Source organism: Caldanaerobacter subterraneus (genome assembly GCF_004345675.1).
GTDB lineage: Bacteria > Bacillota > Thermoanaerobacteria > Thermoanaerobacterales > Thermoanaerobacteraceae > Thermoanaerobacter > Thermoanaerobacter subterraneus.
In genome coordinates, this window is the sequence record NZ_SLWU01000028.1 from 15,986 (window position 1) to 27,380 (window position 11,395).

The window sequence follows — 11,395 nt, forward strand, 5'->3', positions numbered from 1 at the left end:
GCTACCACCTTCCTTATTTTTTCTTCAACCTTTTTTGTATTTCTTCTTTAGCTTCTCTTACTTGATTAAAAAAGTTTTGGCGCCTTTCCTGCCAGCCTTCAGGAAAATATGCATCAAAGCGGGCTTTTGTAAAGCCGTCTGTTGGATCAGCTTCCTGGGGAGGTTTATTCTGCTGATTTGAAGACATCCTTCTGACTCTATATGTATAAGCAGAATAGCTGTAGCGTCCCAGCAGGCCAAAAAACTGCTGAATTAAAAAACCTATTAGCCACATTATTAACAGGTTTCTAACAAATGGATGGGTTTTGATATAACCTATTACCACATTCATTTTATTGGGAAGATCCTGCCACTCAATGAACGTATAGTGCCATATATCCGAAACATATCCTGCTGCATTTTTTATCGCAGTCTGCCAGTCTCCAACCACTGCTAGAAATGCGTCGGTTATAAAAAACAGGCCGACAAAAAAGGCAAAAAAGCCCAAAACAATGATAACAGCTTTTTTACCAAGCTCAACTCCTGCGTGATATACAAGCATAAAAGGAAGAGTTATGAGAAATATTATCCACAGCAAAACATCAGACAATCTGTTTTTTTTCATATTAAACACCAGCCTTTTATAAACATTATCCCTTCTGCCTTTATTATACACTTAAATATTAATATTGTCAATATTTAAAATTTCTTGTGCTGCAAAACTACTTTCCGTACTTTTCACTGTATTTTTCCGCAATTGACATGACCTGATCCACGTACCACCATGCGTGGTTGTAATTCCACAATGCCTTTCTCAATGCATCTGTATCACTGTAGCCTTGTTTCTTGTACAAATTGTAATTTGCACTTAAATAATGGGCAGCAGTATAAACTGCATCAGAAGGATCAAAAGGACTTATTATGCTGTCTCCATCGCCGTCAACACCGTACTCTCTGAATGTTTCGGGTAAAAACTGCATCATCCCCACAGCAGACGTGTTGTAGTCCGGCAGATAAGGTCCTACAGCATTTGGATTAAAGCTTGATTCTCTGTAAGCTATTGCTGCAAGCACAGTCCACGGTATTCCATACTTTTCTCCAGCTACTTTGAATACAGGAATCAATTCATTTGGTATTTCACCCGGCCTTATATCATATTTCTGCCAGGGAGGTACCTCCATTGAAGAGTCTGAACTGTCCAGCAGCCATCCGATATTTTCTTCATTTTTCATGAATGAAGCTGCTGTTTCCAGAAGCATTATTCTGTTAAGCTCTGCAACATAGTAAACTTCTCCACTGGAAAAACTCTTAATACCTGCAATATATAGTAACGGATCTACAGGCTGACCGTTTTCCCTAATTTCAAAATGAAGGTGCGGGCCTGTTGAGCGTCCTGTATTTCCGGACAGGCCTATAACATCTCCCTGCTTTACTTCTTTTCCTTCACTTACTTTTATCTCAGAAAGATGTCCGTAAATTGTTGACAGACCGTCTGCATGTCTTATGATAACTGCTTTTCCGTATCCGCCGTATTCTTCTGCAAGGGCAACAACACCATCAGCCACAGCTTTTATTGGTGTTCCGTAAGGTACCCCGAAGTCTGTTCCGGTATGAAATTCTTTGCTGCCCGGATTTTTAGGATCTTCTCTCATGCCAAAAGGAGACGTGACAGGATAATCTCCGTCAAACGGCTTTATTATCTGCCCGCCTTCAACAGTGCATTCCTGTACATTAAAGTTGTTTGTTTTGGCATTAATATAGGCATATTTGGCAATTGCAGCATCCAGTCTTGTCCAGTCAGGATAAAAATCTATCCCTGTTTTTGCTAAATAAAATGTTTTTGTGTATTTTTTGTAATCTGCTGTCTCTGTATGATTTTCTGTAAACTGAAGAGTATAGTGAAGTTCATATATTCCTGCATAGGTGTTCACTTGAGAGATATACTTTCTTGGTGTTCTTATTTCGTAATACTTTGTCTGCCAGTTCCCATCTTTATCCTTAATACTTTCCCACACCTGAGTTACTTCATCATAATCAAAGTACGTAAAAGCAGGGTTAAGATCTTTAGTTATATTTGTTATCATGTCCTTATCAAGAGTGTCATCCCAATCTCTTGCATAAAGCTGAAGGGCGTAAGGTACTGCCCACGGAAGAAAAAACTGCTCTTCCATTTTGTCGCTTGAGAGTACAGGAGGGTTAAGAGCGGGCATCATCTGCTGGACTATTCTGCCGTTTGCAGCTACAGTATTATCCTGATAAGCAGCATCAAAAATTCCTAAAACAGTAAATATACCAAAAAAAATAAGACTCAAAAAAATCAGTATTATCCAGAAATAAGGGTTTGTAACAAAGGAACGGAGTATATATCTTTTCACAGCATTTTTTATGTAATCTTTTAAATAATCACCCAATTCAACCACCCTCTAAAAAAGAAGCAGCAGAGAAGAAATACCTTTCTCTGCTACTTCCATCTAAACTTATCAGGGTCTTCTGATACGTTTTTTATCCATTCATAGCCTTTTTGAATTCCTGTCCTCATGCCTCTTGCTACTATTTCCCCTGCTTTTCCTCCTATTTCTGATGCTTTTGTGCCAAAAGGAGAAAGTATAGTTGTACCTATTATTTTGCCTGTACCATCAAAAGCGTGTTCGGTACCTGTTATGTTTTTTATCCTGTCTCCAAGATCTGGTTTTTTGTATGGAGTGTAGCCGTGCTCCTGAGCTTCTATCTCTGTCCTGAATGTTGCAGTAGGCTGAATATCTGCATAGCCTTCATCATCAGGCATGTAGTATTTCATACTTCCATCTTCAAGTTTTACTCCCTTTATTAGGCCGTTTCCTTTTTCATCAACATATAGCCTGGTTGGATCATCTGTTGCGTATTTGTAACTCGCTGTCTGGTATCCCAGCCCTCCTACTGTGCCAAGAAAACTGCCACCTGCTGCACCTACAGCCCCGCCTATTCCTGCACCAATTGTTCCTAAATCTTTCATTGCTGATTCTCCAAGTGCAAGTCCCATAGCACCGCCTGCAACTGCACCGACAGTTCCTAAAGCTCCTCCCAATACATTTCTTGCTTTTTCAGCGGTGCCTAGAGCCTTTTGATACCTTTCACCGGGCTTATCTCTTCCGGGAGGAAGGGGAGGAGTCTGGCGCCGTATGCTGTTAAAACCTGTTTCATTCCCTGCAAGAACCGGCTCAGAAGGATAGGGCGCTGTTGAGGCATAAAGCCCAGGTACTCCCTCAGAAGATGGTGTATATGAATCATACTTCTCCTTTGTAAATAGAGGCTCACTTTCTACTTCTTCGCCACCGTAAGGACCACTTCCACCATTTCCACCGCCTCCGCTGCTGTCTCCGGTACTCCCACCAGTATCCTGCTTTCTATCTTTCTTCCAGTCTGGTACTCTTTGTGTAACAGTACCTCTTGATCTATTCCAGCCACGTCCTGCAAGTCCGGCAATGGCTGCCAAGCCGGAAAAACCTGCCATAGCAAGACCAGCATAAAATTCTTCATTTACTCCCAGGAACTTTAAGAATCCCATGAACAATTCTCTTAAAACTTTTGATGTTGGAATAAGAGCAACCAATCCAAAAAGCTGTGCCCACCATACAGAAAAATCTGAAGAAACACCGGGAGAAACAAGCACAGCATAAAGAGAAAGAACAAGTGCGTGTGAAGACTGCATAAAAGCATTCGATATTATCTCTCCTGCTACAAGCCCTACCCCTTTGTTGTAGCCCGTGATGCTCCAGCTCCACACCACAATTGGCACAACTACCAGCATAGCAATAAGTACAAATTTTCGTATTGTGTAAAGAAAATTAAAATACACCATCAATCCTACAAAGGCTAGTTTTACTAAAGCTGTCGTAAGAATATTATTTGTCTGTATGGCATCAATAAAGTTCCATCCGCCCTGAATGAATTTTCCTCCTGCGTATACCTGCATAAGGTTTTTGAAAACTTCCGTCAGGTAGGCATTGGCCATGAATATAAGTTTTGAATATGTTGGTAGAAACCATATTATAGCATAGGCTAAAACAACAAGCCACATCTTCTGCATTGCATCCGCTCTCTTTGAAGGGTTTGAACCTGCTGACATGAGCCTGAACCCATTGATTATCATTGCTATTACTGCAAGGCCACCTGTTGCAATTTCTATAGTGTTATACCATTCCATTGCTATATCCCACTCATCTTTTGTAAATGGAGCAGTTTCTGTATTTGGCAGGTTAAAAACAAGCTCATCTATTGTTTTAAAGCCAAGTGTCCTTATTCCATTTACAAGGCCATCTATAGGCCAGGCAAGCACTCTTTCTATAAATGTATCTGCATATACAAAAGTAGGAAACAGCAGTACAAACAGGAAAATCAAAACAAAAATTTTACGTCTGTTCGTTAGGATTTGTTGTAATAAATTCTCTTTCATATTCGGATGCCACCACCCTTACAACCGTAGAATTTTTACCTGCTTTCAGCAAGGCCTCACCTATACCGGAGGATAACAAAAACTCTCTTTCTCCTCTCGAGAGATGAAATACTTCCTGCACTGCATCTATGTCTGTTGGGGACTGCCTTAAAAGAAAAACTGTTGCTGCGTTTGTCAAAACGGCTTTTCCCTGAGGGGAATTTGCAAATTCTATAAAGCTCTGTGAGGCAATTGTAAGAGACGTATTTCTCTTTCTTGCCCTTCTTGCGAGGTTTTCCAGAAAGTTTGCAGTATGCTCATACTTCATGAACATCCAGGCCTCATCAACTATGACAAACTTTTTCTGTTTTATATTCTTTTTTACAAACTTTTCCCACACCCAGTTTGTTATTACATACAGTGCGTACGTTTTTAAAAATTCGTCCACAATTCCCGAAACGTCAAAAGAAATTAATAAAGCATCTTTTAAATCAACATTGGACTGCCCGTCGAACAGTCCCATTGTACCGCCTCTTAAATAGGGCTTTAAAATTTGTGCAAGTTTTTCTCCTCCAGGCTTTTTGCTGAGCCTTTCCGTAAAAGATGAAAGTGTCGGCATCTGCTTTGGACGGAGGCCTATATAATATTTCCCGTCCACTTCCTGCGAGCTCTGTTCGTACAGGCTTTCCGGGTTTCTTGTTATTCCACAGGATCTGTACTCTTCCAGTACTGCTTCTTCTATAAGTGAAAGTTCATAGGCAGTAAGTGGGGTTTTGCTTATTTTCTCTATTATCATGCTCACAAGTCCCTTTATCTCATTTGCTTTCTGCAGAAGATCTATAAACTCTATACCTTCATCATCAACATCGGCTTCTATATCAAAGGGATTTATAACGTACTTGCAGTTGGGCTCCAGTTTTATATGAACGCCTCCTACTCTGTTAACAACGTTTTTGTATTCTCCATCAGGATCTATAAAAACTGTTCTCACTCCTAAAAGAGCACTTCTTAAAGCGATTAACTTCATCATAAAGGATTTGCCTGCACCTGACTGCGCAAATACGGCTATGTTGGCATTGGGAAGTACAGGAGGCCCTATAAATGGATCAAATATAACCGGTGAGCCTGTAAAAAGGTTTATCCCGATAGGAATACCCTGCTTGTGGGAGTACTCCGGTGATGCAAACGGGAAAAGAGAAATAGCTGCTCCTACATTGAAGTTCCTTGATGAATCCGACAGGTAGTTTTCAGCAATTGGCACAAGGCTCTTAAAACCGTGCTCCTGTCTGAAAATTGCAGATCTTGCTTTTATAGACTTACTTGCAAGCACTTCTTCAAGAGTTTTTGAGTTATGCTCAAGTTCTGCTAAGCTGTCCCCGTATATAGCTATAACAATTGTTACATAAAAAAGCTTGTCTCTGTTCATTTGAATATTTTCACGTAAATTCTCAAGACTTTCGGAAGCTCTCTGGAGTATCCCCAGTTCTGCGATATTCCCTTCCTCTTCATCCAGCATAAGCTGTGATTGAAGCTGTACTATTTTGTTAGTCAGCTTTTTTATTGCATTCCCGCTGGTTTCTGGGTAAATATGAACAGAAATGTTTGCATTTGAAAACAGCTTTAAGTCGTCGAGCCATCCAACCCTGACTGATGCAGGATAGTCTGTAAAGTAATAAATTCTAACGTATTTGTTATTGATCTGCATATAGTTTCTGTCTACATATATACCATCAGGAGCTATTATCTGTTTTATATCAGCTACATGGTTAAAAGGATCGTGAAAGTCATTCTCTTTCTGTTTTTCAACTTTCTGTTTTTTAGTTTTTTGTTTTTCATCCTTTTTAGGTTTATTATCTTTTTTACTGAGCAGGCTGAATTTCAAGTTCCACACCCTCCTTCATAAAGCTTAGTGCTCCATTTTCTATAAGGGTAGAAGCATAAATTTTTGTTGAAGGATTAAGCACTTCGTGTATTAAGTCTATAAGCTCGTTTGTATTTAAGAGTCTTGGATTTAAACCGCATTTTATTAAGCCTTCCATAACTATCTGGATTCTTCTTGACATTTCTCCTTTTGCTTTTGCATAGTTGTTTTCTTTGTCATCGTAGGTTATTATGAGGTAGTTCCGGTTTATCATTGTGTTCTCTGCATAAAAAGACAAGAACCTTTCAAGTTCGTATTCGTACCTCAGCATTGATTCCGGCATTCTATGCCTGTTGGCTCTAAAAGCATTAAGCGAATCTTTCAGGTTAACTCTTTGTGTCAAAGAAAGTATCTGTATAGGAAAAGTTATGGAAAGAAGCATTGAGCCAAAGGCATCTTCTATAGCGTTTTGCTCTGCAGGAGTAAGCAGAGCAAAATTTATTGGATCAGACGTGATTACTGCCCTATATCTGTGGCCTTTCAGGATAATGAAGCCGTCTTTTATGTCTTCAATATCCAAAAACTCAGTGGTTCTTTTCAATTTCCACACTCCCCTTCCATACGTACTTCTTTTCCTGCAGGTAAAACTGAACACTGTAAGAAATATACTTATCGAGAGTCATGCCATCTTTATCGAAGTTTGCTCCCCACAATCCTAGCAGTGTAAATAAGACTCCTGGAATTACTGCAATTCGTATGTTAAAGTATTTGTACATTTCTATAAAGGCAACTATTCCTAAACCTATGCCTATCACGAGGATAATAAACTGTCTTAATGAAAGTTTCCCGCCGAAGATTTTATCCTCTTTCATTAAGTCTAACGGGACAGGGTACATTCTCATTTGCGTCACCTCTCTAATTTGCTTTTTATAGTGTCTTTCATAATAACTAAACCTGTAAGTTCTTCATAGCGTTTATAAAGCCTTTTTAAGTTGTTGTTTTCAATTTCCAGGACAAACAGCTCAGTACCACACTTACTGCAGTATGGAATGTTTTCTTCAACATTAACCTGAACACCTTTGTATTCTTTTATTAAACCTTTCTTTATTTTAAATTTAACTTCCTGTTCACATACCGGGCAGTATGCTTTATTTATCATCTTTATTACCCCCCTAAATAAAAATTTAGAACTATCGCAAAAAATAGTTCTGAAACATCCGATAAATATATTTTAGAGAAATTTTAAAAGGGGGACTAAAAAAATGTTTAAAAACAAAATTAAAGATTTACTAGACACTCTTAATTTATTATGTGATTTTCTATCGCATCCTATGGAACCACAAAATGCATATTTTTCTTTCAAAAGAAGGAATTTTTATCTTTGCTTAGCTTTTGTCTTATTTATTATTGAAATGGTTATAATTATTTTGTTTTTTTCACCTGTTAACAAATACATAAAACTAATAGGACTAATAACTGCTCTTGTTATTTTAAAATTTTCAATAAAATTTGAAAAATTTTCAATGTATATAAAAGAATTAGATAGAATGGACATCAAAAATAACATAAACAAAAAGATTGCAGATCTAGAAGGAAAATCAATAATTGAATTTTTAACAGAATTAGAAATTGAAAGTGAAGCTGCCATAAATTCTCTTAGATCTGAAGTAAATTCCCCAATTTTGGTTAATCTTGTAAACACAATAATTTCTTTTCTTCTGGGTTATTTCATCCAAAAGACTTCTATCGCTATTGGCCCTATTTTACTAGTCCTGCTATTTGTTCTCTATCTATATTTCGTTCTTGATATTATAAAAAAATCTAAATCATACTTACTTGAATTATATGAATATCAAATAAAGTTTTTAAAAAGACTCAAAAGAGGGTTGGGAAAAGACTGAGGAATAAGAATTATTTTATCTCCTTCTTTTTTTACCTTCATATTAAAAATTTTCTCAATATATCCGCTTTCTATAAACATTTCCTTATCATTCATCAATAGTGAATCACCGATATTTATCTTTTCTCCGTTATCAACTACAGCTTTCTCTTTACTATCAAATATTATTACTTTATTTTCATCGGCTTTTGTTATTATAAGTCTCCCATCACTTCCTTCAAAAATATTATTTTCTTTAATACCATTTGCAACAGCTACAAACCTAAGTGGTAAATATATTTTCCCATTATGTGCAAATGGAACGTCTTTTAAGTAACACTTTCTTGTGTAATTAGCAATAAGGTAATCACCAAGATCTTCAGCGGGAAATATTCCTATTTCAGCAGTATGACTATTTAAGTAAAAATAACTTGGCATTGGAGTGTTTATGCGGGATATTATATAAGAATAAGAAGAAAGAAGAATTATAGAACCCAAAACAGCTAAGGTAATTTCCAATAAATCACCTAACACATAGAATCTTCTGCCCATTTTGTTTGCCTCCTTCCATTAAAAAAAAACAGGGCCACCTTTACGTGGTAGCCCTGAGTTGTGAAAACTTATTATATTACTGCAGTTTAAATCCAAGTGCAATCCCCACGAACCATTTTGCGCCAAGCGCAACGATAGCTCCAAGAATAGACCACAGAAGTCCCGTCATCGCCTCAGAGCGCCTTGCAGGGTTTGTGGAACTTGCCATAATTTTGTAACCGTTCCATGCGATAAAGCCTACTGCGACAACTACTGCAACGTCCATAAGGGCATTGACAATGTTCCAGATAAAGTTTTTTACCCCGCTTGTGTCTACCGGAGATACATCAGGGCCTGCATAAACTCTGCCAGTAAAAACATACAAAAGAGACACAGTATAAAGAAGCATTTTTTTGATTTTATCTTTCATATACAACCCCTTCCTCAAAAATTAAATTTTTACTTAAAAGCCTGACTTACTACCTGTAATACCCCCAGTATTGTTGGAATTGCATAGTAGAGAATTACCCCAATCGCAACACCTATCATTCCACCTGCACCTGTGCGCCTCAAGGTCGATGTGTGAAAAAGACTGCCTAAAATAAACATTATGATGGATACAGTGAAAATAAATCCCGCAAGAGGCATGATGATGTTGCCAACAACCTGAGTAAGTGTTGTAAGCGCCTGTGCAGTTTTCTGCGCAAATTGTTCCGGGGTTACAGGCTGTACATTATGTGGCATAAAACCACCCCCTAAAACAAAAAAAATACAGGCATTTAGCCTGTTTAAAACTTAGTTTTGTTTTTCTTTAAAATTACTGCAATAGTTGAAATACCACATAAAACCTATTCCAAATATTAAACCAATAAAAAGGCCCGTTCCAAGTCCTGCTGCAAATTGGTACGTATTTATCATCTTTATCATCTCCTTTTTTTGAATTTTATTTATGTAAAAAATCCAGCAAGGCATTTTTAACTTTTTTGTTATCTCTCAATCTTTGTAGCGCTCTTTTTTCAATTTGTCCTACACGTTGTTTGGAAATACTTAATTTTTTTGCTGCTTCTTTTAGTGTCATAGGCTCTCCATTCAATCCGTACCGCATTTCTAGAACACTACGCTCTCTATCGGGCAAAGCTTTTAAACATTCTTTTAAGATTTTTCTTAATTCTTTTAATGAGTAACTTCTATCAATTTCATTTTCGATTTGTTCATCTGAAATAATGTCCAACAGCTCCGTGTTATAATCTTCATTTAACTGCTGATTTAAACTCACTCCAGAATTTTTTAAGTTTAAAAGACTTACGACTTCTTCTATTTTTATTCCTGTTTCTTTAACAATTTCCTCCAAAGGCACTTCGCCCCTAATCTGTTCAAGTCTTAATTGAGCAGATAATATTTGATTAAGCTTTTGATAAGTTTTTATAGGAAAATGTATTATCTTTGAACGTTCCCATATATAGCGCTGGATTTTCTGTCTTATGTAAGGAACTGCATAAGTGGAAAATTTATAACCTTTTGTGTAATCAAATTTTTCTATTGCTGTAAGCAATCCTATAAATCCTTCCTGTATTAAGTCATCTAATTCTACTCCGTAAGTTTTTGAAAAATTAACAGCAATGCTTATAACAAGGCCCCTATTTCTTTCAACTATTTCATCTTTTGCCTTTTTCTCTCCCCTTTTTAATCTCTCAAAAAGTTCAATTTCTTTACTTTTTTCCATCACAGGAACACTCACATCCTAGCACCTCCACAAAACGTTTTGCAATAACTGTCATTGTCCTTTCTGGTTGATTATAAAAAAATAAAATGCCCAAGCAGCAATAACTACCCAGACATAAATTAAAACAAGAACCAGTCTGTGGGGTATGTGTTCTGAATAGTAAGTTTTGGTACCAAACTGTATAGCAAAATATGTTAGCAACAGAGCTATATATAATGCACTTTTTCTCATTTTTCTTCTCCCTTCAAAAGAAAATTAAGGAGCATAATTAAAAAAAAATATTAGACCTATAAAAAGTCCTGTCCCAGGCTCTATTAAAAAAGGGTTTACTTTTATCTATGTTTTAATATCTCCTTCCTTTAAGAAAATGAAGTATTTCCTTGATTGTCTTATCTTTCTCTCTTAAATCATCACCGATGTGCGATAAATAACACAAATTCTCATCATCTATATCATCTTTTAACAATTTGATTCCAATTTCCAGCTGTATTAGAGCCTCATTAAGGTAAAACAAACAATTTTCCAGCTTACTTATACTTAATTCTCTTACTATGTCTTCCATAAAAATTCTCCTTTTATTTTTTTGAAATTTTTAAGACAAAATTTTAAACATTTTTTATTAATGATTAAAATTTCCTGAGTAGACTTTTTTAACAGTATCAGGTGGAACATATAAAATGTAGTGCCGTTCAGGGAAAAACTCTGCTCTCAAATTGGGCCAAAACATAATTATGTCCAATGTGCTTTTAAATGTTGGTATTCTCTGTATCGTTTTTATAGAAGGTTGCACTTCTGATGTTTCTATGATTGTGCAGTTATCACTGTAAATGCTTCTCAGCCTCAATCCGCCGTATTCATCTTTTACATAAAAGTAATATTTTGCAGATGACCCAATTTCTCCGATTCCTAATATAAAACCTCCCTCTATTATCTTTTATTTTCTCTTAATATCTTAGTTTTTCTTTAATTTTCTCATCACAACAAGAGCATCTCATGGCTTATATTACCATT

General features: G+C 36.7%; 15 protein-coding genes. 1 reads left to right on the top strand and 14 read right to left on the bottom strand.

The window, feature by feature from the left end; genetic code table 11:
- Positions 1-13: 13 nt before the first annotated feature.
- The 7 genes from EV203_RS11035 to EV203_RS11065 all read right to left on the bottom strand — a co-directional run bounded on the left by EV203_RS11035 (position 14) and on the right by EV203_RS11065 (position 7,410).
- A complete protein-coding gene (locus EV203_RS11035) occupies positions 14-604 on the bottom strand; it encodes a hypothetical protein (RefSeq protein WP_132040642.1) in 591 nt (196 codons plus the stop codon).
- A 97-nt stretch (positions 605-701) separates the two neighbouring features.
- Positions 702-2,399, bottom strand: coding sequence for a M23 family metallopeptidase (locus EV203_RS11040; protein ID WP_132040644.1), 1,698 nt, complete (start codon positions 2,397-2,399; stop codon positions 702-704).
- A 41-nt stretch (positions 2,400-2,440) separates the two neighbouring features.
- Positions 2,441-4,411 (bottom strand): sunset domain-containing protein, encoded by a 1,971-nt coding sequence (locus EV203_RS11045; protein WP_132040646.1) that lies wholly within the window; start codon positions 4,409-4,411, stop codon positions 2,441-2,443.
- Entirely contained in the window at positions 4,368-6,272 is a 1,905-nt protein-coding gene (locus EV203_RS11050; RefSeq protein WP_243700685.1) for a VirB4 family type IV secretion system protein, read from the bottom strand. Before EV203_RS11050 ends, EV203_RS11045 begins: the two co-directional genes overlap by 44 nt.
- A complete protein-coding gene (locus EV203_RS11055; protein ID WP_132040648.1) occupies positions 6,250-6,852 on the bottom strand; it encodes a hypothetical protein in 603 nt (200 codons plus the stop codon). The genes EV203_RS11050 and EV203_RS11055 overlap by 23 nt, the downstream gene beginning before the upstream one ends.
- A complete protein-coding gene (locus EV203_RS11060) occupies positions 6,836-7,153 on the bottom strand; it encodes a PrgI family protein (protein WP_132040650.1) in 318 nt (105 codons plus the stop codon). The genes EV203_RS11055 and EV203_RS11060 overlap by 17 nt, the downstream gene beginning before the upstream one ends.
- Positions 7,154-7,158: 5 nt before the next feature.
- Positions 7,159-7,410 carry a YgiT-type zinc finger protein gene (locus tag EV203_RS11065; protein ID WP_132040652.1) on the bottom strand — a complete coding sequence of 84 codons (252 nt, stop codon included), beginning with the start codon at positions 7,408-7,410 and terminating at the stop codon, positions 7,159-7,161.
- A gap of 103 nt (positions 7,411-7,513) precedes the next feature.
- Between EV203_RS11065 and EV203_RS11070 the strand changes: the two genes are divergently transcribed.
- Entirely contained in the window at positions 7,514-8,152 is a 639-nt protein-coding gene (locus tag EV203_RS11070) for a hypothetical protein (RefSeq protein WP_132040654.1), read from the top strand.
- On the opposite strand, the gene EV203_RS11075 is transcribed toward EV203_RS11070, so the two are convergent.
- The 7 genes from EV203_RS11075 to EV203_RS11100 all read right to left on the bottom strand — a co-directional run bounded on the left by EV203_RS11075 (position 8,104) and on the right by EV203_RS11100 (position 11,228).
- On the bottom strand, positions 8,104-8,682 hold the full coding sequence (locus EV203_RS11075; protein ID WP_132040656.1) for a stalk domain-containing protein: 579 nt from the start codon (positions 8,680-8,682) through the stop codon (positions 8,104-8,106). The genes EV203_RS11070 and EV203_RS11075 overlap by 49 nt on opposite strands.
- 76 nt (positions 8,683-8,758) lie before the next feature.
- Positions 8,759-9,091, bottom strand: coding sequence for a pilin (locus tag EV203_RS11080; protein WP_243700686.1), 333 nt, complete (start codon positions 9,089-9,091; stop codon positions 8,759-8,761).
- A gap of 29 nt (positions 9,092-9,120) precedes the next feature.
- Positions 9,121-9,405, bottom strand: coding sequence for a hypothetical protein (locus EV203_RS11085; protein WP_132040658.1), 285 nt, complete (start codon positions 9,403-9,405; stop codon positions 9,121-9,123).
- A gap of 51 nt (positions 9,406-9,456) precedes the next feature.
- Positions 9,457-9,579 carry a hypothetical protein gene (locus EV203_RS14170; RefSeq protein ID WP_255549682.1) on the bottom strand — a complete coding sequence of 41 codons (123 nt, stop codon included), beginning with the start codon at positions 9,577-9,579 and terminating at the stop codon, positions 9,457-9,459.
- Positions 9,580-9,604: 25 nt separating this feature from the next.
- A complete protein-coding gene (locus tag EV203_RS11090; RefSeq protein ID WP_132040660.1) occupies positions 9,605-10,384 on the bottom strand; it encodes a sigma-70 family RNA polymerase sigma factor in 780 nt (259 codons plus the stop codon).
- A 343-nt stretch (positions 10,385-10,727) separates the two neighbouring features.
- The gene (locus tag EV203_RS11095; RefSeq protein ID WP_132040662.1) at positions 10,728-10,946 is read right to left on the bottom strand and encodes a hypothetical protein; all 219 of its coding nucleotides are present in this window, start codon (positions 10,944-10,946) and stop codon (positions 10,728-10,730) included.
- Between the two features lie 57 nt (positions 10,947-11,003).
- The gene (locus EV203_RS11100) at positions 11,004-11,228 is read right to left on the bottom strand and encodes a hypothetical protein (RefSeq protein WP_132040664.1); all 225 of its coding nucleotides are present in this window, start codon (positions 11,226-11,228) and stop codon (positions 11,004-11,006) included.
- Positions 11,229-11,395 lie beyond the last annotated feature (167 nt).